The sequence below is a fragment of the Floccifex porci genome (genome assembly GCF_009696175.1).
GTDB classification, from domain to species: Bacteria; Bacillota_I; Bacilli_A; order Erysipelotrichales; family Erysipelotrichaceae; genus Floccifex; species Floccifex porci.
Genome location: NZ_VUMM01000003.1, coordinates 80,572 through 106,003 on the forward strand (window position 1 = coordinate 80,572; position 25,432 = coordinate 106,003).

Genomic DNA, 25,432 nt, shown 5'->3' on the forward strand with positions numbered 1-25,432 from the left:
TATGAAGAAGAAAACAAAGATCAGATTGATTGTAGCAGTCGCTGCAGCAATTGGCATTACCGGAATCTGTACCTACAGTATTCTCAATACCAAGAAGGCTTATGACTATACTGATTACTATGTTGATACTCCAGCAACCAATGAAACGAATAAGGATGAGGAAGCTTCTGAAAAGGAGCTTTCTTTGCCTTTATTGAAAAAGACAAATCCGGATGTTGTGGGAATCATCGAAACTGATGATCGCGTCATTTATGAACCTGTTGTCCAGGCACCTGACAATGACTACTACGTCAGAAGAAACATCGAACGAAAATATGCAGCTGCTGGCATTCCCTACATCTCAGGTGATGGAAACATAAATGCCAAGAATGTTGTCATCTATGGGCATTCAAGCACCAGAAGCAATATCATCTTTACCCCACTGATGGATTACATCAACAGTGATTACTATATGAAGCATCCAACTTTCCGATTCATCACAGAAGAAGAAACCAGAACCTATCAAATCTTTGCGGTAATGAACATAGACCTTAACAATCTTGACCATTCACTCGAGTTCACTCAAAGCAGCTGGCGTTCCAATAATGACTTCCAGGCATTCATTTCCAATACAATAAACAACAGCCTGTATCGGACTGGAGCATCTGTTTCAAATGATGATGAGTTGATGACTTTGGTAACATGCGACACAAGAGATGGAAACAAGAGGATCGTTGTCATTGGAAAGAAGGTTGCATAAATGTATATGCTTGCAATTGCTTGCAAATATCTCTATAATGATAGTACAAAAGGAGTTGATTCTATGAGTACTTCACCTGTTTATGCTCGTATTGATACAGAATTAAAGGAAAATGCCGAAAGCATCCTGTCTAAATTAGGAATTACGCCATCAAGTGCCATCCAGATGCTATACAGCCAGATTGTTCTGACAAACAGTCTGCCACTGGATCTAAGGCTCCCTGTTTCAAAGCCAACTTCCATCGGTGATATGACTCGTGATCAGATCGATGCTGAGCTTACAAAAGGTCTTAATTCCCTTCAGAAGGAAAGGACATATACTCCAGAGGAAGTGGATGCGATTCTGGCAAAAGAGTTCAACATATGAGCGAAACATATGCAATCAAATATTCAACTAAAGCAATAAATGATCTTAGAGACATCTATTCATATATTGCTTTTAATTTACAAGCTCCTGAAACAGCGGCGAAAATGGTAAGGCGAATACGAAATTCCATCAAGGAACTAGACTTCATGCCTGAAAGAAACCCAATATTAGATTGGGAGCCATGGAATTCATTGAATACACATAAGATGCGTGTTGGAAAATATCTGGTTTTCTATATCGTGGATCCTTTGCAATCAAGTGTTTCAATTGTTCGTATCGTCTATGGAAAAAGAGATATTGCCAAAGCATTAAGTGAATAATTTACAAGCATCAGCAATCGCTGGTGCTTTTCTTTTGGATGAAAGGAGGTCTGAAATGGGATACAGAAGCGATGTAAGAATCATTTTATCAATCGATGGCTTCAACGAACTTTCAAAGCATGTAAAAGAATATCTTAGACTGAATAAGCTGAATGATCACTATAATTACCTAAATTACATGGATGTGGTACATCGGACAAAGGATGCCATCTATTTCGGTTGGAATGATATCAAATGGTATGAAACCTATGACGGTGTCTTCCCTATCATGAGCGGTCTTAAGAATCTACAGGAAAACCAGTATTCCTACCGTTACATGCGCATTGGTGAATACTATGGCGACGTCGATGAATACTTCTTTGACGGAAAGAATGATGAAAATATCGATCTTGAATATCCATCAATGATCAGAAGGTTTGATGACAAATATGTATTTCGATGCATGAACAGATCAAAAGAACAGGAACGATGAAGAAAGGATGTGAATAAGTGACAAAAGAAGAAAAGACCAAACAGGCTTTTGAAATGATCGAACAGGGTGTCAAGGATGTTTACAGTTCAGACAACTTCAGGAAATACCTTTCCTGCTGTTCCAAGTTTCATAGCTATTCATTGAACAATACCCTATTGATACTGGCCCAGAAACCGGATGCAACACTGGTAGCTGGATACAACGCATGGCAGCACAACTTCAACCGTCATGTTGATAAAGGAGAAAAAGGGCTGATGATACTGGCACCGGTAACAAGCAAAATAACAAAGCTAATGGATAAGTCCGATGAAGATGGCAATCCAGTCCTTGATGAAAATGGTGATCCAATCAAGGAAGAAAGAGTCATCAACCTGCTTCGCTTTACGACCACGACCGTCTTTGATATATCCCAGACTTCAGGCGAACCCCTTCCCTCTTTGATTCATAATCTGACCGGAAGTTCTGATGAGATACTGGCCTTCATTGATTCCGTCAAAGACATCTGCACCATTCCAATCGATTACCATTCACCTTCAAAAGATGCGGTTCTGGCTGGTGGTGCCAAAGGCTATTATTCAATCGCCGAAGACAGGATCGTGCTTAATATGGAACTGGAAGATATGCAGATTGCCAAAACGCTGATCCATGAATACTCGCATAGCATACTTCACAAGACAACCGATAAGGATTCCGACCAGCGGGAGATCGAAGCCGAATCTCTCGCTTTTATTTTGTGCGATCACTTTGGCATTGATACTTCCGATTATTCCTTCGGTTATATCGCCAGCTATGCTGCCCAGGATGAAGCAAAGATGAAGACCATACTATCCAATATCCAGAGTACAGCTCATGAGATGATTGACAAACTGGAGCCAATGTTTGTGGAAAACCTGAAGAAAAGGACGATGGTTCATGAATATATCACACCGGTTGAAATGGATAAGATGGCAAATGACATCGTCATAAATGTGGTCAATGAATTGAAAGCAATTGATAATCCAGGACTGGATGATTCACTCATCTATCAGAACATCGAAAGAAGCATCTACAGCTATTTTGATACAAACAAGAAAGCAATGAAAATCCAAGAACATCTTTACAACAATCACACAGATTTCAAAAGAGATCTGAAACAGGCCATCTATAAAGCATTGAATAATCCATCATACAATCCGGAAACAGGCCATCCATTCATCGATGATTCGATTGAAAGAAGGAACTATGAGCAGTTTGAAGCAATAGCTGCACCTCTATTAAGTGGTGATGCCTGCTACATCAAATACGGAACACCGCACTTCATGGATCTGAATGTTGAAATCATTGATGATAACCGCTATGCCATGTCCCATAACTATGAACTTAATGGTGATCTAATGGCTGATCCGGATGTTGAATTCACTGTTGATAAGGATAACCGCTTGCTATATCCAGAGTCCTACCAACAGGACAATCTGCAATTCTATCAAAGAGTTGATAAGGATCCGGTTGCTGCTCATCAGCTAAACGAATTCATGGATGAATGGCTAAACAATATTCAAGAAAACCAGTATAAGGTTAAAGCTGTATATACAGAGGAGCAAGTTATTGAAAATGAAAATGACATTCGCAGATTTTGCAAGGAAAACAATCTGGCAAATATGGCGCCTAAGGTTAAGGAGAAAGAAAGATGACAAGATATATACCTAAAGACAAGCTGAAGGAAATCAGAAGCCTGAGCGCAATTGATTATCTGAAGAACTACCATCCAGATCTATTGATCAAAAACGGTAGAACGGATTATATCCATGTTGATCATGATTCATTGCACTTTTCCAACGGAAAATGGTACTGGTGGTCAAAAAGGAAAGGTGGCACTTCCGCCATTGACTATCTGGTAACCGTTGAAGGATATACCTTCATGGATGCCTGTGAAACCATCATAGATGCGATGAAGATCAGCATACCAGTCATTACACATGAAAGGCCAAAAACAACTAAGCCGTTTGTGCTGCCGCCAAAGAATGAAACAAACGATGATGTGATCCATTATCTTTGTGATGAAAGGATGATTGACAAGGAAATTGTCAATTACTTTGTTGCAAGAGGCCAGATATACCAGAGCAGATATTACAAGAATGCAGTCTTTGTTGGATTCGATGGCAACAAGCCAGCCTATGCCTTCAAAAGAAGCATCAATACCCCCATGAAACAGGATCATGCTGGAAGCAACAAGGCTTTCAGCTTTTCTTTTACTACCATCCAATCAGATGAGCTTCACGTCTTTGAAGGAGCCATTGATATGCTTTCCTATATGACATTGCTAAAGATAAATGACATCCCCTTCTATTCCCATAACTACCTGTCACTATCAGGAGCAACAGCTGGCATTGCTGCAAAAAAGGAAGCGGATGTTCCAATTGCCTTATGGAGCTATCTCAAACGAAATGATCATATCAAGAAGATCATCCTGCATCTGGATAATGATGATACTGGTAAACGTGCAACCCAAAGTATCATTTCAATTCTTGATGAAACCTACAAATGCGTTGATGAACATCCAACCTACTTCAAGGACATAAATGAAAAGCTGGTCTTTGCAAAAATGGACCAGCAGCGAAAGGAGAAATGCTAAATGGAATTTATGAAACAGGATGAAGTCGAAAGACTGCGAAGACAATACCCTCTAGGAACCAGAATCAAATGCATCCACATGAATGATGACTGCCATCCGGTTCCTGATGAAACACTGGGCACTGTCCAGTTTGTTGATGATGCTGGTACGATCCATATGGGTTGGGATAATGGTTCTTCCCTTGGTCTAGTACCTAATGAAGATCAATTCACTAAAGTTAAGAGAAAAGAAATGGAGAGATGACATATGAACAAACAGTTTGATCTATTTGTGAAAATGAAGATCAAGGAACTGAGCGAAAACATTTCGCGAATGACCTATGCCTATATCAATCCGGATACCAAGCAGCCAACAGTAGTTCCAGCCAAGCACTACAAGGATATACTGGATCAGCCTGTGGAAGTCATGGTAAATGATCAGGTAAAACGGCAGTTTCTGAACATTATGTTCAAGCAGATGAAATCATTAAAAGAAGAGGAACCGGTACTGTTCTATGAAACATTATTGCTGATGGACATGAACAAGACACCGGATTCTTTGGAGCTCAACGAAGAAGCCGCCATCAAGATAACAGCCCAGGAACTTGTTGAAGATGAGAAAACCCTGAAGAAGAAATTCCATCTAGTTGATTCTGAGCATCTTGATAAGTATGAGGATACGAAAAATGATTCCGAACTTATGGCTTCCCTGTTTGGTCAGGAACCAGCCGATAATGTCTACAAGTTTGAAATTACTGAAGACGACAAGATCAGAATCAAAAAGAAGAATGGCTTTGAAAGATAGGAGGAAAACACAATGAGCTATTACAATCCAAAAATCTACAACTATTCCAACCTTCATCGTGATGATCAGATGACGGTTGATGTTATGAACTGGGCAATCGATGCAGTTGAGAATATGGAAATCGACTATAGGCCAACTGAAGATTCATCAATCATGGAAAAGATGTGTGATGAAATTGCACTGGAAGTTGTGGCTGAAGTCGAAGAACAGCTGATGCACGAAATCATTGAATTCATCGTTATGACCATCGACAGCTATGACCATGATGTGGATGAAATCGATACAACCGATTTTCTTTTCGGTATGGAAGGTCATCGTAATGATGAGTAGGTGCCAACATGATCCGCTATGAAGACATTATCCGCAAAATACATTTGCTGGAAAACCAGAAAATCAAAAACGAGGAAAGGATCAAAAAGTATTCTGAAGAAAACATTCTGATTGCCAACAAGCTTAAGCTTCTCAATCAGAAGAAAGAAATGATGGAGAAAATGGAATCAGACCTTTCCGATATCCTTTCTTCACAAAAAAATAACAAGGAGACAAAAGAAAATGAAAATTGAAATTACCATCAGCGATATCAACACTTCTTCCAGTCATGACAGGCTGGATTTTTATTTGGAGCAATTAGAAAATGAGGATTCCAAGAATGATCATCAATAAGAACCTCATTGCCAATATTTCCAATATCACCGATTACGATCTGATAAAGGACTATCTGTTCATACGCGTATGCAATCTTGAACAAAATGAACTCAAAGATATGCCACATACCGCAATTGGCGATCTTGCGATAACCTATCACATTGTTATCAAATCATCCGATACGCAGATTTGTTCAGCAAAGATCACAAACAACCTGCTTAATGCCTATGGCATAACACTTGATCAGCTTCACGAGGATGCCATGATTTCATCGCCAAAAATGATTCCACCGCATGTGCAGACCCTGGAATCCATGATACTTGGAATACCAGATGAAGTTGTTGAAAGTAACAGCAATGTCAAAATGTATATCGTCACAAATGAACACAACAGTGATGGAGCTGCATCCATCTTTTATCCAGAACTTCTGAATTCACTGTCTGCAAAGCTAGACAGCAGCCTTTATGTCATCCCTTCTTCAGTTGATGAATGCATTGTCATTGCGGAAAACAAGAATGTCAAGCCAAAGGATCTCAAGGAGATGCTTTATATCGTCAATAGAAGCGATGCACTCAGTGAAGATAAGTTCCTTTCGGATACGGTATACCACTATGACAAGGATACCCGCCTTTTTGAAAGATATGATGATTATCAGAAAATGGTTAACAAGAACAGGTTCCAGTGTCATTAGTCTGTAGACTATCTATGTCTACAGATGTAGCAAGCAACGTATTTGATCGACCACAAATACAGATATTTAGGGAATATCCCTAAGACCCTATCAAGGCAGTTTTGAAAGCTGCCTTTATTAATGCAAAGGAAGTGAATTTTATGAATTCAATAATTATTGGTGTTACCTGTTTTGGTGCAGGTGTGATTATTACGACCTTGATGTTCATGTTCTTTCTTGGTGCCAGCAGCAACCGTGAAAGCTGATGCAAACGATATGAACCAGGTCATTTTCTATAGCTGCCTGATGTGCCTCTAGTTGATTGGAATTGTCTTCAGCCTATCCATTCTCCATCATCTTCAAAAGGAAGAACATGAGGAAAAGAAACTACCGGATCGAAGTAAAGCTCGATCAAGATGAATTCAATCATCTGATGAAACTGGTAAAACAGTCAAGGCTTTCTCGGGAATCCTATATCCGCATGCTGATAAGTGGTGTCATTCCCAAGGCTGCACCAAGTAAGGAAATGCTGGAGACAACAAGACTGCTTTGCAATATTGCGAGCAACATCAACCAGGTTGCAAAAGCAGCCAATTCAAATGATTCCATAGATGTGGAAACCTACAAAACCAATTACATTGAACTGCAGAAACGGATTGATGAGATCATGCTACTGATCAGGGCACCAACAAAGATGGAGGACATATGGCAATTACCAAAATCTGGCCAGTAAAGGATAATCTGAGCCGTGTCTATCGCTACATTTCCAATGAAGAAAAGACAACCGAAGAAATATCTGATGGCCTTAATGAAGTATTAACCTATACAACTCAGGGTTACAAAACAAATGAGAAGGAATATATTACAGGAATCAACTGCTCCCCTGCCAGCGCAGTAAAGCAGATGATTCACACAAAGAAAAGCTATGGCAAGGATGATGGCGTCCTTGCCTTTCATGCTGTGCAGTCATTCAAGCCAGATGAACTGACTCCTGAACTTTGCCATGAAATCGGAGTCAAGCTTGCAGGGCTTATGTGGGGTGATCGGTTTGAAGTTGTCGTTTCAACGCATCTTGACAAGCATCACCTACACAACCATTTCGTGGTCAACTCAGTTTCCTTCATGGATGGCAAGAAGTTTGACAACAACCGTAATGACTACATCCGATTCAGGAACCTTTCCGATGATCTATGCAATGGCTATAACCTGTCCGTTGTAAAGTCAAACGGCAAAGGAATGCATCATAGCGAATAGGAAGCCATGCAAAATGGCAAGCCATACTTCAGGGAACTGATCAAGCATGATGTTGATGTCGTACTGTCCTATGCCCGAAGCATGGAACAGTTTGTTGAAGGACTTGTGGAAATGGGATATGAAGTATCGACTGATCGAAAATACATTGCCATCAAGCACCCACAGGGACAAAGGATGCGAAGGCTGAAAAGTCTATTAAGGGATGGACGATATGATGAGGAGCATATCGAGGAACGTTTATACAACAACCTGATTCTGCCAATGGTCAAGGTGCAGGATGCCATTCCCTCACACTTCTACAAAGGCGACTCAAAGAAGCTGAAAGGATTCAAAGCCTTGTATTTCAAATACATGTACATGATGGGAATCATCCATGCAAACGATGCACCAAAAAGATATCCAAGCGCTGCATTAAGGAGGGATCTGATTTATATGGATAAGATAACGGAAGAAAATACATTCCTAGGTAAAAACAACCTAGAAAGAAGGAAGAAAATGTCTAATCCAATGATGTATGTAGTTACAATGGCGGTTTTCACATATTTGATTCGTGCCTTGCCGTTAACGCTTTTTAATAAACCTATTACCAATATATATGTTCAGTCATTTCTATATTATGTTCCTTATGTGACTTTGGCTGTGATGACCTTTCCTAATATATTATATGAAACTAATTCTCAGTTAGCAGGACTTGCAGCGCTAATAGTTGGAATTATTTTGGCATGGAAAGACAAGAGCTTATTTCAAGTATCCATTGCATGTTGTTTAGTCGTTTTAACAATGGAATATATAATATGAAAATAATGCCACAAAAGTGACATTATTTTTTTAGTATATCTATTGTATGTGAACTTGCACCAATGAGTTCTTGTCTTTCACAAGTGGCAAGATGATATTTGATGAACAATTCAAATGTTTCATCATCCATCTTATTTAAAATTGGGCGCATATAATCACTTGGACCATCGGCTGCAATAATTTGGATTCGTTCTAAACCTACCTCTTCATTTAATTGATTGATTGTATCTAGACGAATGTAACTGTATAAATCATCTATATTCGTTTGCGTTTGAAATGTTTCATCGAGTTTTTTGGCTGCTAATGATTCTTTGATGTGTCCATCTCGAAAGCCGTGGACTAAGACGCTATATTCATTCATAACGTAAGCTACAAAAATAATTCCATCTTTTTTTGTAACGCGTTTAGCTTCGGATAATGCTTTTAATTTATCTTCATAACTAAATAAATGGTACATGGGACCAAATAGTAGGGTGATGTCAAAAGTGTTATCTTGATATCTTGATAAATCTAAAGCGGTTCCTTGATAGGCTTTCACATTGCTTTTTTTAGCTTTTAAAACACCAAGATTATATTTAACAAGTTCAATCGCATCGACTTGATATCCTTCATTACTTAAGGCAACGCTATATCTGCCGGTTCCGGCTCCAATATCCAATATGCGATCTTCAGGCTTTAAATATTTATGGATGTATTTCATGCTTGTAGTATATTCTACTTGACCGTGTCTTGATAGTAATCTTTTATCTTCACAAAATTTACCGTAATAATTTTCTAATTTACTCATGCATTATTTCCTCAACTTCTTTAATATAATAAGGTATATGTTTGGATTTTTGCAACGTTTCATGTATGATTATTTGTGGACAAAAACATATGTTTTATGAATGTAGAAATAGATAATAAATAATTTGGAGGTCAACTATGGAAAAAGAATTTAAGGCGATATATGGACAGGCAATGTCGATTGTGACGCATAAGCCTAGTCAATACGCAAAGAATATCACATTGCGTTATCCTATGAAATCGACATTCAAAGGGGATAAGATACGTATTTGTTTAGACAACTTTACAGGAAAAGAAGGCGTGGTCTTTGATTCAATCACAATTGGACGAGTTATTAGTGGACGTGATTTAGATCCAACATCCATTGTGGATATTACTTTTAATGGTTCAAAAGGACTTCATCTTGATGTGGGAGAACAATGTTATAGTGATCCATTGGATTTTAAAGTGCATGAACAAGAAACAATCGCAATTAGTTTCTATTTAAAAGAATTCACCCACTTACGTTGTGGCGTATATACACAAGGACCATTAAGTACGGGTTATTTTGGAGAAGGTGATTTCTCTCATGCAGGTATTATGGATCATGCTTCAAGCATGAAGACGCCATGGGTGTTTTTCTTAAGCGAAGTGGCTGTTTTGACAGAACCAGAATATAAAGTTATTACTTGTTATGGTGATTCTATTACTTCGCAGGATTGGCCCGATTATTTACAGAAGTTAATGTGGGAAAATAATAAAAAAGTGTCTGTAGTTCGAAAAGCCGTTAGTGGTACACGTATTTTAAGACAATATTCTTGTGTACAGTATGAAGCATATGGATTAAAAGGAGATTATCGATTTGGTCACGAGATGCATGTGGCTGGGAGTGATACTTTAATTATTCTGCAAGGAATAAATGATATTATTCATCCAGTCGGTGTTGAAAAGAATGAATTTAGACCATGGCAAGATCTTCCGTCAAGTAAGGAATTGATTGAGGGCTTAAGAAAATATGTAAAGCACGCGAAATCATTAGGAATGAAAGTCTATATTGGGACGTTGATTCCGATTGAAGGCTGGCGTACTTATGCATATTTTAGAGAGAACTTGCGTAATGAAGTCAATGAATGGATTCGTACAACGGATGAAATTGATGGCGTAATTGATTTTGATAAAGATATTTGCGATGGACATAAAATGCAAGATGCATTTGATAGTGGAGATCACTTACATCCAAGTGATGAGGGATATGCGCAAATGGCAAAAACTGCATACAATAAAATGTCCATGGAGTAATTCCATGGACATTTGTCATATGTGAAAGAAATAGGCAGAAAGAGAGAAGTATAGTGAGTAAATGAGGTAACTGCTTATTTCTATATACATATAGAATAAGGAGAAGAGCTTAAAGTAATCTTAAAAAGTTCTGTGAAGAAGCAAAGCATTATGGTGTTCTCTACTCTGTTTTAAAGGAGAAGAACAATACTGATGGAATCGTTGATATCATGGTGCGTTCGGATCAACAAAAGCTATCAGCGCATCAAAGGCGAGGATGTAATTACAGATTCAAAAACCATCAAAAGTAACCGTGTTGTCCAGATGCCAGATTTCCTGGCAGATGAAATGGAAGACTATTTATCCAGGCAATACGAGCTTAAACCAAATAACCGAATCTTTACAGTTACTAAATCCGGCATGCACCATGAAATGGACAGAGGATGCAAGGAAACCGGAGTCAAAAGGATACGCATCCATGATCTTAGACACTCACATGTATCATTGCTAATCGAAATGGGATTCTCTGCCGTTGATATTGCCAACCGTGTTGGCCATGAAAGCGTAAAGATCACTTATCGCTATGCTCATATGTTCCCTTCCAAGGACAAGGCAATTGCTGATAAGCTTACTGATTTCAGAGGAGGTGCTTTCAATGAGTAAGAAGAATGTAGATCAGAAAGGAAGATTCAGAAACAAAATTATTTCCTTCCGTGTGTCCGAAGAGGAAGCCAAACTTCTGGAACGTCGTGTTTTGTTATCCGGATTAACAAAACAGGATTACATAATCAACTCGATTCTTGGCAAGGAGATAGTTGTTTATGGAAATCCTTATGTTTTTAGAAGTCTTCATGATGAACTCATGAAACTGATTGACATATACGGAATGAAAATAGAAGATGAGGATGATGAGGAAATCATTGCCCTGACACTTAAAACTATCCTGGCAATGCGTAAAAAAGGGAAAACTGAGATTTTTCCGTAGTAAAATGTTTTCAAAAAGTTTTCACAGATACATAGAAGAGTATTCAAAAGCCCATGAAACAGGGCTTTTTTGTGTTGTGGGAACAACTATTCATAGATATACATTTTCTATGTTTTTAATGGGTGTTTTTGCATGTTCCAATGGGAAAAAGATGATAAATTCAGTGACAAACGGACAATTTGTACCTGAAAATGACCATTATCCTTGAAATAACGTCAAAAACGCTTGATATCAGGCTTACACCCTCAATCCACCTCCAAACCATGGCTTGGAGGTATTTACTCAAAATCATGATTTTTTGGCAAAAACATATCAAAGTGAGCCAAAAACAACCCAAAAATGACTGATTTTTACTGATTTTCGATGTTTTCACAATCAAAAATTCATCCAAATGTTTTCAAAATGTTTTCACGGAAACTATAGACATCAAAAAAAACCGCTAATATTAGCGGTTTTAAGCACTTTCGGTACTATTCGAACTCATTGATAACCTCCTCTATATTTCTATAAGGTACCTGCGTAAAAATATTTCTTAACTCATCCGCAATATCCAGAGCTATTGCGATCTTCGTAAGTGCTAAAAGCGAAATCTGGCCTGTAGTCTCAAAACGCTTGACAGAGCCATAGCTCACCCCACTTATGTCTGATAGTTTCTGCTGTGAAATTGAACGGCGCTTTCTTATATTACGTACCCTCATTGCCAGTTTCCTATCAAGCTCTTCCGGAGTCTCCCATATAAACTGTTCCATTTCGCTCTCCTTTACAGATAATATAATATCCAAAATACCGTTTTTTAAATCAAAATATCTAATATTTTATCTATTATTATATTATCATACTTCTAAAAAAATACAATAAATTTTTCCTTTTGATTCCACGAGCAAGTTCAATCAGATTTTCAATATGTTCCTTTTTCAATTTTAACAGCGTGATCTGCTGATCAAGTGCTTTTCCCCTGTCAAAAGAAGGACTTTCTATAATCTTCTTGATATCTTTTAAAGGAAATTTCATTTACTGTCATCATTCGGCATTCCTCCTTCGTGGTAATTATAGCATAGACTATTACGCTGCGTAGGAACCATTTTTCTCAGTTTTTATTCACTATAATATAATTGCTTTGAACTCTTCGGTTTTTCTGGAATACTTAATTTAATTTTTCCTTCTTCTACTAATGGCATTACATGGGTCTGAATCGCATATGTTACAGAAGATAACCCAAGATAATCACAGATCTCTTTTCTGGTTCTCGGTGTTCTACAAAACATAATTAAATTTTCCACTTCTTCCTCATTCACTACTATCTTTTCATCATCCGCAACTTCTTTATAAAATTTAACAACAAATTTACCTCTCTCATCGGCAAACTTAGGTTCCGGCAGGCAATATTTTTTCATTTCTTTTTTAATTGTTGGGATTCCAGAATACCGATTTTCAGTAATTCCCAACACTTCCAGGGCGGATGCCAAAACCGGATTTCTGGTATCTGGCTGAACTTTCCCTAATTGATCTATCCGAATCCGACCATAAAGTCCGCCGGGGTTAGATATTTCCATTCGATCTTCAAACATCACAATCTGAATTGGCATTCCTTCTGTATAAATACTGTAATCACGATGAACCAAAGCATTAACTACCGCTTCTCTTATCGCCGTAATTGGATAATCCGTCCGATCTTCTCTTTGCCCTGTATCAGGATTGATAATGGTCTTTGTTCTCATATTCCTTCGAACAAATTTTATTGCCATGTCCAACATATCTGGAATGTTGCCTTCTATCCGCTGATTATCCAAAAACCGTTCTCCTGATTCTCCCAGTTCTCCAATCTCTTTCCCTGGTATTACAACTGCTGTTATGCAAAGTTGCGGAAAATAGGCTTGCGGATACAGACTAAATAGCAATGTTGCACTCAAAGTAATTTCATCATTTCTTTTAATACTCATTAATTCATAAATATCTTGATCCGCAATTGCTGCCAGATTCGGTTTCCCGCTTTTTAGCAATTGTATATATTTTTCCAGTGCACTTCGATTTAAAGATGTCATAGTTACCCTGTCTACCGTCCGAATATCATCCTGATATTTTTTTCGAAATGCTTCATAACTATAAATTTCATATTCGGTCATTGGTTCATCACTATCGCCAACTCGAGTATAAGAACCTTTCAGTCGCCCCTGACCCTTATAGTGACACGGTCTGTCTACCAGATCAATGCCTGGAATTTCTGCTGACACAAAAAAACGATGATCTTTTTCCACAACGGTTAGAAGCGGACGCACAATCGGTTCCATCTGCAGACATTGTTCATTTATTTTTTTCTGAATATCCTGTGGATTGTAAACTCCTACTTCCTTATAATCGTGTTCTTCATCAATTCCAAAAACGATGATTCCGCCTTCATCCTGATTGGAGAAGCTGGACAAGGAATCATATAAACGCTTTGGACATCCATGCTCTGCACTCTTTAACTCAAGTGTTTGAGTTTCACATTTCATTTTTTGTATTTCATTTAATTTTTCAATTAACTCTTCCGTTGTCATTTTTAGTTTCTCCTTCCTTTATTTTAGATAATAACTCTATATTTTAGATTATGCAACCATTTACATCAATATTCCCACAGAAACTAAAACAGGAACTCAAATTTAAGTCAAAATTTGAGTTCCTGTTTTAGTTTTCATCTATTTTCCTATAGTTTCCACCCATAATCATCGTGATAGATCATCTGCCTCGTCATGCCTCCGTCTATGCACACATTTTCTCCGGTAATGAATCCTGCCTTTTCGGAACACAGATACAGCACCATGTTCGCGATATCCATCGGGTTGCCGACTCTATGTACCGGCTGCTGGGTGGCATCGGGACCCTCATATTCCGTATAGGCCGTATCGATCCACCCCGGTGAGATTGAGTTCACTCTTACTTTTCCTCCCCGCCATCACTCAATGACACTGTAATATAATCATGATCCACTGCCTTCAGAACTTTCTGAAGCATATCTTCCGTTCGAAACCGGATGCTGGAAGTATTTACACATGGATGACAACCAAAATATTCTTCCTTCAGCACCTCTTCATCAATCAGAAGCTGTACCTTATGATCCGGATCAAAGAGCAGTCCCATGACTGTCGCTGACCCAGGTGATACATTCAGATACCGTTCCATATCCTCTCCTGAAGCAAAGGATAACCGTGAGGTCGGAATCCGCTTCGACAATTCCTTCGTCTTAAGCGTCTTATCCCCCGGAATCAACAGAAGATAATACGCCGTTTTCTGCCTGTTACAGAGGAACAGGTTCTTACAGATACGGACTTCCAGTATCCGGTCCACTTCCAGGCAATCTTCAATCGTCGCTACCGCTTTGTGATCCGTCCGCTGATAAGTGATTCCCAATGAATCCAGAAGATCGTATACCTTCATTTCTTTCTCCTGCCGTCCACTGGATACTTCCGGACGGCCTTCGTACAATATCATAACCCATTTACCCGCCTTATCTCAATTCTCTGTCTACAATGTGCCTTGCGACATATACCCCGCTGGCTGATGCATGGGAAAGGGAATGTGTTACCCCACTTCCGTCACCGATAATGTAAAGCCCCGGATACATGGTTTCCAGATTCTCATCTACAGACACTTCCATATTGTAAAACTTCACTTCGACTCCATATAACAGAGTATCGTCATTCGCAGTCCCGGGCGCAATCTTATCCAGTGCATAAATCATCTCTATGATACCATCCAGTATTCTCTTCGGAAGGACCAGACTCAGATCTCCAGGCGTCGCATCCAGTGTCGGTGTAACCAATCCTTCTTCAATCCTGGAAGTCGTGCTTCGTCTGCCGCGGACCAGATCTCCAAATCTCTGCACAATGATACCTCCGCCCAGCATATTAGACAATCGTGCAATACTCTCCCCATAACCATTACTGTCTTTAAATGGTTCGGAAAAATGCTTGGCAACCAGCAATGCGAAATTGGTATTTTCCGTCTTCTTGTCTTCTCCTTCATAGCTGTGTCCATTTACCGTTACGATCCCATTTGTATTCTCATTTACTACAACGCCTCGCGGATTCATACAAAACGTACGTACATTGTCTTCAAACTGCCTGGTCCGATAGACAATCTTGCTCTCATAGAGTTCATCCGTCAGATCCGAGAAGATGACCGCCGGAAGTTCCACCCGGACTCCGATATCCACCCGGTTCGACAACGTCGGAATCTTCAAACTCCGGCACACAGATTCCATCCATTTACTTTCACTTCTTCCTGCGGAAACAATGCAGTACGTTCCTTCATACTGCTCATGCTCCGTGCTGATCCGGAACCGCCCGTCTTCAAGACTTTCCAGAGTCTCTACCGGTGTATCAAAGTAAAAATCAACCTGTTTTTCCAGCACAGCATAGAGATTTTCAAGTACTACATAATTAATATCCGTTCCCAGATGACGCACAGATGCCTCCAGAAGATGAAGACCATTCTGCATACAAATCTTCTTAAACCCAGAACCAGCCGTTGAATACAGCTTCGTTCCTTCCCCGCCATACTGCAGATTAATTTTATCTACATATTCCATCAGTTCAATTGCATTTTTCTTACCAATATGTTGATACAAAGTTCCGCCAAAATCATTGGTGATATTGTACTTTCCATCAGAAAACGCTCCTGCGCCTCCAAAACCACTCATAATCGAACACGTCTTACAGTGAACACAGCTTTTTATCTTTTCCCCGTCGATGGGACATTTTCTCCCTGCCAGACAATGACCGGCCTCAAATACGGCAACAGAAATCCCTTCTTTTTTCTGCAGCAGTTCATAAGCTGCAAAGATTCCTCCCGGACCGGCTCCGATAATTATGACATCATATTTCTTCATACTAATTCCTTTCCTTTCGTTTTCTATCATGCATCTTCTTTGCTGAAAATATCCGCAAGACTTCTTATTTTTAGTCTTTCTTTCAGATCAGCCGCATTCCGGAAACCAGCTCGACTTTTTCTCATACCAATTTTCCAATTCTATTTCTCTTTAAATGCGTTTGCAGTATCTCCGGGAGCCTTTCCGTTCTTTTCCACCAGTACGATCTCGATTCCTTCCAATCGCTTTCCATATCCGGCAGTTCCGGCTTCTGCACCATTTTTTGCCCAGCCAAGCCAGCCAAAAGTCTGCGCATGGACACGGTAATAGACGTCAAAATGCGCTTCCATCTCGCCCGTCAAACGTATACATATTGCTTCGAGCCGCCTGGATTGGCTTTCCGTTCCGCTTAAGGCACCATTCTTGGCCCATGTTCCTTTCCAATCCTCTTCCCAGCCATAGCCCTGGATATGCGTCTGATATTCAATATCACCTTCATATTTCTCATCCGTATTCAGATTATCCGCCAGTTGGATCTCAATGCCTTCCAGACGTTTTGACTGTCCTTCCGTTCCACTCATTACGCCGTCATATTTCCAGTCCTGCCATCCTATCGTCTGTACATGCGTCCTGTATGTCACATAATTGGTGCTCTTCTCTCCAGAAGCGGAATTCGCTGTAACGTATGCTGCATCCGTATTTCCTTCTTGTTGTGGCTCCTTTCCGCCTTTTTCTACTAATACAATTTTTATACCTTCCAAACGCTTGCTTAATCCAGCTGTTCCGGCATATTCTCCATTTTTAGCCCAGCCAAGCCAGCCATACGTCTGTGCATGGACGCAATAATAAACGTCGTATTTTTCTGCCATCTCACCCGTCAGATAGATCTTGATCGCCTCTAATCTCTTTGCTTTTCCTTCCGTTCCGCTGGTTGTTCCATTTTTCACTTCGCTTTGCCAGCCATACGTCTGTACATGCGTTTTATACACAATATCTCCGGTATATTTCTGATCTTTTAATTGAATCTGAATGGCCTCCAGACGTTTCGCCTGCCCTTCCGTTCCGCTTAAATCTCCATCTGATCTCCATTCCTCTTCCCAGCTGTACGTCTGCACATGCGTTCTATACTGGACACTGACTGTGGCAAGCTTTGGAATCGTTTCCGTTTCTTTCTTACTGCAGCCTTGATTCTGGCATGCTCTTTCCTGAAGCCCTTCCTCTTGTTCCGTTGGCTCTTTCGTTATCACCCATTCTCCAAAATTGTGACCGGTTGCCGGAATCTTTTGCACGCTTTCTTCCTGGATCGCACCACACACGCTACAGTGGATGCTCTCGCTTCCTGCTTCCTCACATGTTGCTTCCTTGTCCACCGTATACTCTTCTTCCCAGGTATGATCTGCAACAGGGATCTCTACTTCCTTTTCACCTGTATAAGTCTTCTCCTCATAAGTCACTGTTGCAATGTAACTATCTTGTCCTGCTTGTTCGCAGGTTGCGGGAATGCTATTTTCTTCATCGTAAGCAACTTCTGCTTCCAAATTTCCAACCTCGTCTCCACAGACAGTACAGGTTAGAGTTGCTGTCGCACTGTATTGACCTGTTCCATTCCCTTTTTCATCCGTAATTTCTGTCCATTCAAAGCTTGCTTCATATTGATGCTGTCCCGGTTCACAGATTTCTGGAATTACATAATCTTCTTCGGCCATCGGATAAGATGCATAGAATTCTTCTGTCGCATATTCTTCATCACGTTCATGACCTTTAAAGTTTGCATCACATTTTAAGAAATAGCTGTATTCTGATTCTCCTGCATCCCAGGTGGTATCAAGATTATAATAAACATCATTTAGTTCCGTAATATTCCATCCGTGTGCTCCACCGTTCCCCGTTCCGGAAATCAAACGGCTATCTACACCTAATTCTAATGCCAATCTATAAAATAATAATGCATATCCCTGACAAACTGCCTTCCCGTCAATCAACGCCGCATAGGCAGTGTATTTTAACTTATATTCATCATCCTCCAGATTATCATAATCATAAACTGTATGTTCACAAATATAATCATAAGTTGCTCGAATCTTTTGATAATCATTTTTATTCGTTACATCTAAATCCGTCAGAACTTCATCCACTTTTTCATCCACAGCAGCTTCCTGCTCACTGGTTGTATAGTAAGTGTATGTATAAGTAATAGTCATATAATCTGTACTGTCTTTCGTATAATAACTAGTACTGCTTGTCCAACTACCGTACTGCCATCTTAGATAATCTCCTTCTGTAGGATTCCCTGTATGTACAAGCGCCTGATTCGCAATTTCTACTAATAGCTCTTTGCTATATTCCGGGGCTTGGAAATATATAACGATCGATTCTTCTCTCTGCTTCATTCCTTCACGAATCTTTGCCCCGGCTTCTTCCACGGAATCTGTATATTCCTCATTTGCATATGTCGCAATCGCCGATGCTTCATCCGGACTGGCTAAGTCAGATTCCCGAATCTCATCTGCATATAGTGGATTGATATAAGTTTCGGTTATCACACTACTTGTATTCTGATTACTTTTGTTTGCTTCTGCCCGGACACTGATTCCCTGTACCTGAGCCATCACCAACACCAGAATCAGTGCGATCACCCGTTTCCATGTCGCTTTCATCTTACTTTACTCCTCCGCCTTTTCACAACAAACTACATTAATAATATTCCTTTTATTTCATACCACACATTTCTTCTTGAACCTATTTAATATCTACAAATTATATTATTTTGTCACAAAAAGAACTGCTGTGCATAACACAGCAGTTCTCGGCAAACTAAATTATAACTTTTAATTAATATTTCATCGATTAAAAATATTTACTTTTCTTTGTATGCACCTGAAGTGCTTCCAGGAGCTTTTCCTCCCTTTTCTACCAACACAATTTCAATACCTTCTAATCGTTTTGAATATCCTGCAGTTCCGGCTTTCGCACCATTCTTTGCCCATCCAAGCCAGCCGAAGGTCTGTGCATGCACACGATAATATATATCGTATTTATCAGCCATCTCGCCTGTCAGCTTAATTTGGATTGCTTCCAATCTTTTTGCTTCACCAGTTGTTCCGCTTGCATCTCCTTCTTCTACCCAGTCTTGCCAGCCATAGGTCTGTACATGTGTCTTATACTGAATACTTCCTTCATATTTTGGATCAACAAGTTGAATCTTAATAGACTCCAGACGCTTAGACTGTCCGGTTATTCCACTCATAACACCATCATACTTCCAGTCTTGCCAGCCATAAGTCTGAACATGAGTTTGATATCTTATAAGATTCTCATTGCTTTCTCCTGAAGCTGTAATGTACTCATCTTCTGTAGATCCAGGAGCATCTTCTCCCTTCTTAACCAATACAATTTCGATACCTTCCAATCTCTTGCTTAATCCGGCAGTTCCAGCACATTCTCCATTCTTAGCCCAACCAAGCCAGCCGTAAGTCTGTGCATGTACCCTATAATATACATCATACATTTCAGCTATTTCGCCAGTCAGTTTAATCTGGATTGCTTCCAGTCTCTTAGCTTGACCAGATGTTCCACTCATTTCTCCATCTGCTGTCCATTCTTTTTCCCAACCATAGGTTTGGACATGTGTTCTGTACTGAATACTTCCTTCATATTTTGAATCTGACAGTCGGATTTCAATTCCCTCTAAACGTTTGGACTCACCAGTAGTTCCGCTCATCTCTCCATTGGATACCCAATTCTGCCAGCCATAAGTCTGAACATGTGTTCTGTACTCAACACCTGCTTTAGTAACACTTACTTTACAGGTTGCTTTCTTTCCACCAACAGATGCAGTAATAGTTGCAGTTCCTTCTTTCTTTCCTGTTACTTTTCCAGCTTTAACAGTTGCAACTTTTTCATCACTACTCTTCCACTCGATCTCCGTTGAATCAACAGCTTCAGGATCGCATGTTGCTGTTAATGTAGCACTTTCACCAATTTCAAGTGCAAGCTGCTCTTCACTTAAAATAATGCTTTTAGCCTCTAATACTGGAATCGCTTCTTCGTCTACATCACCACATACTGAACAAGTTCTTTCTTTTTTTCCTTCATTCTTATATGTAGGTTCTTTTGTAGTCGTCCATTCACCATAATCATGTCCGGTTGCAGCAATTGTAACTTCTTTTGTGTCTGTAGCCGATCCGATAACCTTACCATTCTCGTCCTTGGCAGTTGCTACTGCAACATAAACATCTTTACCTTCTTCTTCACACTTAGGCGCATAACTATTCTCGTCGTCATATGTTACTTCAGCTTCAACGTCTTTTTGTTCATCACCACAAACAGGGCAAGTCAATGTTGCTTTGGCTGTATAGGTCACTTCTCCAGTATCTTCATCAACAACTTTACTCCACTTGAATTCACCTTCATATGGATGTTTATCAGCAGCTAAAATAATTTCTTTCGTATCTGTAACTGTCGTAATTTCATTGCCTTCATCATCTTTCACTACTGCAGTTGCAACATAAACATCCTTACCCTCTTCTTTACAGGTAGCTGCTTTACTATTTTCTTCATCTAATACTACTGTAGCTTCAACATTTTCATATTTTTCTCCACAGTTAGCACATGTTACAGTTGCCGTTGCTGTCTTATCATAACCTGTTATGTTGCCTTCATCATCTTTGATTTCAGTCCAGGTAAATTCGCTTTCCCACTTGTGCCCTATTGCATCGATTTTAATTTCTTTTTTATCAGTAGCAGTTCCAATTACATTTCCATTATCATCTTTTACGGTTGCTGTTGCTGTATAAACATCTGCACCATCTTCTTCACACTTAGGCTCATTCTTTGTTTTTTCTACTACAGCTTCAACGCCTTCTCTTTTATCACCACAAACAGCACATTCCAGATCTGCAGTTACGGTATCTTCATACCCCGTTACATTACCTTCATCATCTTTGATTTCAGTCCAATGGAAAGTACCTTCATAGCTATGCTCTCCGGCAGGTTGATCCACTTTATGGCTTACGGTATATCCATAACCATCTTCTGTTTCACCAGTTGCAGTATAAACAACTTTTGTACCTGTAGTACATTCGCCTTCGTAACCTGTAACCTTAGCTTCTGCAGTTGTTTCTTTACATTCAACAGAGATTGTCTCATCACTTAACAGGCAATCCAGATATGCTTTTCTATCCGGGCAGACAGATGAGCATTCCAGTTTAGAGAATGTTACAGAAGTAGAATCCTCACTCCAGGTTGCATCTGTTGGCTCATAAGAATGTCCAGCTGTTTCTACAGCGTTATCCCAGATTGCTTTTTCTTTTTCGTATTCCTCTATCTCTTCTTCTTCTGCATCATCTCTTGGCTCATCAGGTTCTTCAATTGCAAATCCACATACTGTGCAGACATAACATTCACCTGTGTTCCGTTCGCCATTATCAGCTTTTGTATAATATGTTTCATCGAAGTGAACATAATGATGTGCATCGAGTGCAGAGCCTTCATCCACTACACGTGAATCAGCTTCTGCCGCACCACATTTCGTACATCTATTTTCTGTAAATCCATCACGTCCACAAGTCGGTTCAACTGTTACAGACTCATAAGTATGAGAGCATGTAGAAGTCATATCCATCGTATCTACAAAAACAGCACTCCACATGAACTCATCATTGTCGTTTGTCTCTTCGCTATATCCCGCTTGCTCCATCTGCGTACTGTCACCCGTCATATATGTACTATAATCAGGATTATAATTACTCTCCTCAAACTCATATCCATAGCTTGAAGAGTCATCTACACTACTCTTACCAGAGATAAACGCATAGTTTGTTGCGATAGATACATACATCTGACCGTCATCTTTGATCGTCAATGCTGCAATCGGATGGTTAGTAACAGAAAGAGCTTCTTCCTCTGCACTGTCAACAACGCTGAATCCCATACCTCCAAAAGCAACCGTATCATCACGTTTTCCATATACGGTATTATACTCTCTTACCTTTTCAACTGCACCAGATTCAAGATCATAACTCAGAATACAATTGCTTAAGTTGAAGTATAGCTTGCCATCATATAATGCAGTTGTCATTTTGATAGATGGATAAATGTCACACTCATCTTTATACTGAGCAAATAATTCAGTCAGGAGCTCATTCTCTTCCATCTCATTAGTTCCCGGATTGTAAACTAATGCAACAGATCCTTCTTCCTCTGTATCCGTAGTTCCCTCTCCTTCTTCTGTATCAGCAGTTTCCTCTGCATCAGAAGACTCTTCTTCCTCTTCATGATTGAATTCGATCAATGTGGTGTAATCAGAGTCAGCCCCACCATCTTTAATATCATTCTCCGTAATCGGATGATAAACTAGTTTATAAGTCGGATCAGCACCTTCCATCAAAGCTGCAAAATCCTCTTCACTAAAATCAGAACCTTCTGTACTATTCTGCAACTCTCTAAACTCTCTCATCATAGAAAGCTGATCGCTGGAATCATACATATAGTAGAAATTGCTTCCGTCTGAATATGCGTTACTGGAAATACGTGCATACCAAGAATCTTCATAAGAAGTATCTGTTGCCACATCACTATACAGACTTGTGATCTCCTTCATATTTCCATTATACATCTCCTCAGCAGTTGAATGGCTGAACATGAAATACATATGATTCATTGTCCCGTCAATTTCTACACGGTCACGAGACATACACTCTACATAGATATCTGTATAACATGGATCAACATAATACCACTGTCCCTTTACCTGAACAGCGTTCCAGAAATGAACCTCACCAAAAGGACTTTCCTCACCAAACATCGTTACATTCGCATCAAAAGTAATACGAACCATATCAACAAGATAGCCCTTTGTAATGTCAAGATTTCCATCTTCATCATAGTACAGTTCTTCAGCTGTCTTCCAGTTCGACGAAACGCTCATGTCTGTTCCTGCACCGTTAACACCATAAATTTCCGGACTCATATACTGTAACAGATATGAAAATGCTTTAGAATAACCAGCACACACGCCAATTCCTTCCGCAAGAACACCAACGTGGTTTCCTTCCCATGCACCAATAATACCATTCGTCAATCCTTCTGCACCCTGTTGCGCGCCTGACTCAACAACCTGATTTGGTGTAGCTCCTCCTAAATCATCCGAAGCAGTATCCATAAATACTTCTTCCTGTGCCTTAAACTGCTCCGCCGCTTTAGAGCCAAATGTAGATTCAACAAACGCTTCAGGATCTTTGGAAATCTCCTCTTTTTGCTCCGTCATATAATCTTCTGCATATTGACTCGCAGCCTGCTTTTCCTCATCTGTTGCATCATCTTCAGATTTTCCTAATGCCTGTGAGTACACAGTCTGTTTAATCGCCCCTTCATAAAATGCCTGATGGAACTGCTTTTTAATCTGCTCCTTATACATGGCATACATATCATTATAAATATCCTGATAATGCTCATGTTCCTTAGGTTCTTCAGCAACCATAATAGGATTACCATCATCATCTTTCATGATATAGGCCATATCAAAGTTTGTATTATGTGCTATCCAATCATTAATTACTAACATCTTTTGAACTAATGTTTTAGCCCCGGATTTCTCCACTTCTTTTACTACCGCAGCACGACTATTTTCAATATCAGAAGTGTAAAACTTAAGGGCATATTTGTCAGCATACAAGAAATTCTGTACCATTCCCATCAATTCGTCATACTTATATTTCCCGGCTCTTACATCTTCTACAGAATATCCAGCAAGAACTAACATCTCACCCATAACACCCAGGCCATCTTCACTATCTTCGTTGTAATTAAGGAAAAATGGCAGTTGCACTCCAAGTATATTCTTATTATCCGCCCACTGATCCTGATACTGTTGATAGATATACAAAAGTGACTGAATCTGCTCTTCCGTTAAGGGAACTGGTTCGCCATCATCGTTTAAAACTTTGATATTTCCCAATTCTTCCTCAACAGTTGTCATTATCGGATCATTTTCATCAACTACAACTTCTTCATCCACAACTACACCATGTGTAGTTACATCAGATACATCAATATCATCTGCATTGACTGTATATGTTGTAAAGCTTTCCTCAACCGTAGTAGTCTGCGGTTGTGTTTCTTCCGGCTGCGTGGTTTCCGGTTGTGTTTCTTCCGGCTGTGTCTCTTCTGCCGCACCCGTTGTATTATCTTCTGTCTCAGTTGTCTCTGATTCTACAGTCTGTTCCGATTCTGTACCGTCAGCAGGGGTTGCATATACAGGCATTGTGAACACACTGAAGACCATCGAAACCGAAATCAGAAGACTCATAAGTTTCTTCATTCTTCTTTTCATTCTTTACCTTCCTTTATCAATTATTTTTTAACAATAGTTACTAATTAAACTGTTACTTCACTGCAACATTGCTGACTATAAATTCCCTATAGAAATCCCCCCTAATCACAGTAAAGAACATAAAAATGTCACTTTAAGATTACCATGATTTCCCGTTTATATCAAGGCAAAAACTGTCAAATATCAAGCTGTTTATTCCAGCAAACTGACAGTTATGAATAAATACCCTCCAGACCTTTATTACAAGGCGTGGAGGGTATTTGCTTCTGCAATCGTATGTCCCAGATGAATTCCATATTCCGATGTCGGATGCAACCCGTCAATGGTATACTTATATATATTATTCATATCTATTTTTCCAAGTGTATAAAAATCCAGCACTGGAAGTGAATATTTAACAGTTACTTCTTTAATTACATTTATATAATCTTCAAGGTACAGTCCACATACATTTGCTCCCACCCCGGTAGTTTCACCAGGATTATTCCGTACATTATGTTCCCTGAATAACCGTATCAATATAATAGCCCATATCTGTAATAGAATCTCCAAACGCAAACCAATTTTC

Annotated in this window: 24 protein-coding genes and 1 pseudogene; 16 read left to right on the top strand and 9 right to left on the bottom strand. The window is 39.5% G+C overall.

Going from position 1 to position 25,432, the window contains the following annotated elements; all coding sequences use genetic code 11:
* The first annotated feature begins 1 nt into the window (after window position 1).
* The 13 genes from FYJ50_RS02805 (at window position 2) to FYJ50_RS10505 (ending at window position 8,658) form a co-directional block, all read left to right on the top strand.
* Window positions 2-739, top strand: coding sequence for a class B sortase (locus FYJ50_RS02805; RefSeq protein ID WP_154459524.1), 738 nt, complete (start codon window positions 2-4; stop codon window positions 737-739).
* A 63-nt stretch (window positions 740-802) separates the two neighbouring features.
* On the top strand, window positions 803-1,105 hold the full coding sequence (locus FYJ50_RS02810) for a type II toxin-antitoxin system RelB/DinJ family antitoxin (protein ID WP_205946394.1): 303 nt from the start codon (window positions 803-805) through the stop codon (window positions 1,103-1,105).
* Entirely contained in the window at window positions 1,102-1,425 is a 324-nt protein-coding gene (locus tag FYJ50_RS02815) for a type II toxin-antitoxin system RelE/ParE family toxin (RefSeq protein WP_154459525.1), read from the top strand. The genes FYJ50_RS02810 and FYJ50_RS02815 overlap by 4 nt, the downstream gene beginning before the upstream one ends.
* 55 nt (window positions 1,426-1,480) lie before the next feature.
* Entirely contained in the window at window positions 1,481-1,897 is a 417-nt protein-coding gene (locus FYJ50_RS02820) for a hypothetical protein (RefSeq protein WP_154459526.1), read from the top strand.
* A 17-nt stretch (window positions 1,898-1,914) separates the two neighbouring features.
* Window positions 1,915-3,567, top strand: a complete 1,653-nt coding sequence (locus FYJ50_RS02825; protein ID WP_154459527.1) for a DUF6908 domain-containing protein — start codon at window positions 1,915-1,917, stop codon at window positions 3,565-3,567.
* Window positions 3,564-4,508 (top strand): DUF3991 and TOPRIM domain-containing protein, encoded by a 945-nt coding sequence (locus FYJ50_RS02830; RefSeq protein ID WP_154459528.1) that lies wholly within the window; start codon window positions 3,564-3,566, stop codon window positions 4,506-4,508. The genes FYJ50_RS02825 and FYJ50_RS02830 overlap by 4 nt, the downstream gene beginning before the upstream one ends.
* A complete protein-coding gene (locus FYJ50_RS02835; RefSeq protein WP_154459529.1) occupies window positions 4,509-4,751 on the top strand; it encodes a DUF4314 domain-containing protein in 243 nt (80 codons plus the stop codon).
* A 3-nt stretch (window positions 4,752-4,754) separates the two neighbouring features.
* The gene (locus FYJ50_RS02840; RefSeq protein WP_154459530.1) at window positions 4,755-5,291 is read left to right on the top strand and encodes a hypothetical protein; all 537 of its coding nucleotides are present in this window, start codon (window positions 4,755-4,757) and stop codon (window positions 5,289-5,291) included.
* A gap of 12 nt (window positions 5,292-5,303) precedes the next feature.
* Window positions 5,304-5,621, top strand: a complete 318-nt coding sequence (locus FYJ50_RS02845; protein WP_117445859.1) for a hypothetical protein — start codon at window positions 5,304-5,306, stop codon at window positions 5,619-5,621.
* Between the two features lie 319 nt (window positions 5,622-5,940).
* Complete coding sequence (locus FYJ50_RS02850; RefSeq protein WP_154459531.1) at window positions 5,941-6,627, top strand: DUF5688 family protein; 687 nt, start codon at window positions 5,941-5,943, stop codon at window positions 6,625-6,627.
* A gap of 352 nt (window positions 6,628-6,979) precedes the next feature.
* On the top strand, window positions 6,980-7,339 hold the full coding sequence (locus FYJ50_RS02855; protein ID WP_154459532.1) for a plasmid mobilization protein: 360 nt from the start codon (window positions 6,980-6,982) through the stop codon (window positions 7,337-7,339).
* Window positions 7,312-7,860, top strand: coding sequence for a relaxase/mobilization nuclease domain-containing protein (locus tag FYJ50_RS02860; protein WP_154459533.1), 549 nt, complete (start codon window positions 7,312-7,314; stop codon window positions 7,858-7,860). The genes FYJ50_RS02855 and FYJ50_RS02860 overlap by 28 nt, the downstream gene beginning before the upstream one ends.
* Before the next feature lie 6 nt (window positions 7,861-7,866).
* The gene (locus FYJ50_RS10505) at window positions 7,867-8,658 is read left to right on the top strand and encodes an AzlD domain-containing protein (RefSeq protein ID WP_205946396.1); all 792 of its coding nucleotides are present in this window, start codon (window positions 7,867-7,869) and stop codon (window positions 8,656-8,658) included.
* Window positions 8,659-8,680: 22 nt separating this feature from the next.
* On the opposite strand, the gene FYJ50_RS02870 is transcribed toward FYJ50_RS10505, so the two are convergent.
* Entirely contained in the window at window positions 8,681-9,445 is a 765-nt protein-coding gene (locus FYJ50_RS02870) for a class I SAM-dependent methyltransferase (RefSeq protein ID WP_154459534.1), read from the bottom strand.
* A 137-nt stretch (window positions 9,446-9,582) separates the two neighbouring features.
* On the opposite strand from FYJ50_RS02870, the gene FYJ50_RS02875 reads away from it, so the two are divergent.
* From FYJ50_RS02875 to FYJ50_RS02890, 3 genes and pseudogenes are all read left to right on the top strand, one after another.
* The gene (locus FYJ50_RS02875; RefSeq protein WP_154459535.1) at window positions 9,583-10,722 is read left to right on the top strand and encodes a GDSL-type esterase/lipase family protein; all 1,140 of its coding nucleotides are present in this window, start codon (window positions 9,583-9,585) and stop codon (window positions 10,720-10,722) included.
* A 216-nt stretch (window positions 10,723-10,938) separates the two neighbouring features.
* Window positions 10,939-11,364 (top strand): annotated as a pseudogene (locus tag FYJ50_RS02885) (site-specific integrase); the annotation flags it as partial.
* On the top strand, window positions 11,357-11,686 hold the full coding sequence (locus FYJ50_RS02890; RefSeq protein ID WP_154459537.1) for a plasmid mobilization protein: 330 nt from the start codon (window positions 11,357-11,359) through the stop codon (window positions 11,684-11,686). The pseudogene FYJ50_RS02885 and the gene FYJ50_RS02890, both read left to right, overlap by 8 nt.
* Window positions 11,687-12,156: 470 nt before the next feature.
* On the opposite strand, the gene FYJ50_RS02895 is transcribed toward FYJ50_RS02890, so the two are convergent.
* The 8 genes from FYJ50_RS02895 to FYJ50_RS02930 all read right to left on the bottom strand — a co-directional run bounded on the left by FYJ50_RS02895 (window position 12,157) and on the right by FYJ50_RS02930 (window position 25,326).
* Complete coding sequence (locus FYJ50_RS02895) at window positions 12,157-12,435, bottom strand: helix-turn-helix domain-containing protein (RefSeq protein WP_154459538.1); 279 nt, start codon at window positions 12,433-12,435, stop codon at window positions 12,157-12,159.
* Window positions 12,436-12,780: 345 nt separating this feature from the next.
* Entirely contained in the window at window positions 12,781-14,223 is a 1,443-nt protein-coding gene (locus FYJ50_RS02900) for an ATP-binding protein (protein WP_154459539.1), read from the bottom strand.
* Window positions 14,224-14,369: 146 nt separating this feature from the next.
* Complete coding sequence (locus FYJ50_RS02905) at window positions 14,370-14,597, bottom strand: SDR family oxidoreductase (RefSeq protein ID WP_338082987.1); 228 nt, start codon at window positions 14,595-14,597, stop codon at window positions 14,370-14,372.
* 2 nt (window positions 14,598-14,599) lie between these two features.
* Window positions 14,600-15,154, bottom strand: coding sequence for a YbaK/EbsC family protein (locus FYJ50_RS02910; RefSeq protein ID WP_154459540.1), 555 nt, complete (start codon window positions 15,152-15,154; stop codon window positions 14,600-14,602).
* A gap of 16 nt (window positions 15,155-15,170) precedes the next feature.
* Window positions 15,171-16,553 (bottom strand): NAD(P)/FAD-dependent oxidoreductase, encoded by a 1,383-nt coding sequence (locus FYJ50_RS02915; protein ID WP_154459541.1) that lies wholly within the window; start codon window positions 16,551-16,553, stop codon window positions 15,171-15,173.
* A 140-nt stretch (window positions 16,554-16,693) separates the two neighbouring features.
* Entirely contained in the window at window positions 16,694-19,189 is a 2,496-nt protein-coding gene (locus tag FYJ50_RS02920; protein ID WP_154459542.1) for a transglutaminase domain-containing protein, read from the bottom strand.
* 200 nt (window positions 19,190-19,389) lie between these two features.
* Window positions 19,390-24,864 carry an Ig-like domain-containing protein gene (locus FYJ50_RS02925; protein WP_154459543.1) on the bottom strand — a complete coding sequence of 1,825 codons (5,475 nt, stop codon included), beginning with the start codon at window positions 24,862-24,864 and terminating at the stop codon, window positions 19,390-19,392.
* A gap of 240 nt (window positions 24,865-25,104) precedes the next feature.
* Window positions 25,105-25,326, bottom strand: a complete 222-nt coding sequence (locus tag FYJ50_RS02930) for an SGNH/GDSL hydrolase family protein (protein ID WP_154459544.1) — start codon at window positions 25,324-25,326, stop codon at window positions 25,105-25,107.
* Window positions 25,327-25,432: the final 106 nt, after the last annotated feature.

What these genes read in the sequence shown, in the direction of transcription:
- FYJ50_RS02820 (WP_154459526.1), top strand. Translation starts at nt 1,481, where the DNA reads ATGGGATACAGAAGCGATGTAAGAATCATTTTATCAATCGATGGCTTC.
- FYJ50_RS02915 (WP_154459541.1), bottom strand. Translation starts at nt 16,553, where the DNA reads ATGAAGAAATATGATGTCATAATTATCGGAGCCGGTCCGGGAGGAATC.
- FYJ50_RS02890 (WP_154459537.1), top strand. Translation starts at nt 11,357, where the DNA reads ATGAGTAAGAAGAATGTAGATCAGAAAGGAAGATTCAGAAACAAAATT.
- FYJ50_RS02870 (WP_154459534.1), bottom strand. Translation starts at nt 9,445, where the DNA reads ATGAGTAAATTAGAAAATTATTACGGTAAATTTTGTGAAGATAAAAGA.
- FYJ50_RS10505 (WP_205946396.1), top strand. Translation starts at nt 7,867, where the DNA reads ATGCAAAATGGCAAGCCATACTTCAGGGAACTGATCAAGCATGATGTT.
- FYJ50_RS02850 (WP_154459531.1), top strand. Translation starts at nt 5,941, where the DNA reads ATGATCATCAATAAGAACCTCATTGCCAATATTTCCAATATCACCGAT.
- FYJ50_RS02875 (WP_154459535.1), top strand. Translation starts at nt 9,583, where the DNA reads ATGGAAAAAGAATTTAAGGCGATATATGGACAGGCAATGTCGATTGTG.
- FYJ50_RS02920 (WP_154459542.1), bottom strand. Translation starts at nt 19,189, where the DNA reads ATGAAAGCGACATGGAAACGGGTGATCGCACTGATTCTGGTGTTGGTG.
- FYJ50_RS02815 (WP_154459525.1), top strand. Translation starts at nt 1,102, where the DNA reads ATGAGCGAAACATATGCAATCAAATATTCAACTAAAGCAATAAATGAT.
- FYJ50_RS02835 (WP_154459529.1), top strand. Translation starts at nt 4,509, where the DNA reads ATGGAATTTATGAAACAGGATGAAGTCGAAAGACTGCGAAGACAATAC.
- FYJ50_RS02900 (WP_154459539.1), bottom strand. Translation starts at nt 14,223, where the DNA reads ATGACAACGGAAGAGTTAATTGAAAAATTAAATGAAATACAAAAAATG.
- FYJ50_RS02910 (WP_154459540.1), bottom strand. Translation starts at nt 15,154, where the DNA reads ATGATATTGTACGAAGGCCGTCCGGAAGTATCCAGTGGACGGCAGGAG.
- FYJ50_RS02860 (WP_154459533.1), top strand. Translation starts at nt 7,312, where the DNA reads ATGGCAATTACCAAAATCTGGCCAGTAAAGGATAATCTGAGCCGTGTC.
- FYJ50_RS02840 (WP_154459530.1), top strand. Translation starts at nt 4,755, where the DNA reads ATGAACAAACAGTTTGATCTATTTGTGAAAATGAAGATCAAGGAACTG.
- FYJ50_RS02810 (WP_205946394.1), top strand. Translation starts at nt 803, where the DNA reads ATGAGTACTTCACCTGTTTATGCTCGTATTGATACAGAATTAAAGGAA.
- FYJ50_RS02855 (WP_154459532.1), top strand. Translation starts at nt 6,980, where the DNA reads ATGAGGAAAAGAAACTACCGGATCGAAGTAAAGCTCGATCAAGATGAA.
- FYJ50_RS02895 (WP_154459538.1), bottom strand. Translation starts at nt 12,435, where the DNA reads ATGGAACAGTTTATATGGGAGACTCCGGAAGAGCTTGATAGGAAACTG.
- FYJ50_RS02805 (WP_154459524.1), top strand. Translation starts at nt 2, where the DNA reads ATGAAGAAGAAAACAAAGATCAGATTGATTGTAGCAGTCGCTGCAGCA.
- FYJ50_RS02830 (WP_154459528.1), top strand. Translation starts at nt 3,564, where the DNA reads ATGACAAGATATATACCTAAAGACAAGCTGAAGGAAATCAGAAGCCTG.
- FYJ50_RS02845 (WP_117445859.1), top strand. Translation starts at nt 5,304, where the DNA reads ATGAGCTATTACAATCCAAAAATCTACAACTATTCCAACCTTCATCGT.
- FYJ50_RS02925 (WP_154459543.1), bottom strand. Translation starts at nt 24,864, where the DNA reads ATGAAAAGAAGAATGAAGAAACTTATGAGTCTTCTGATTTCGGTTTCG.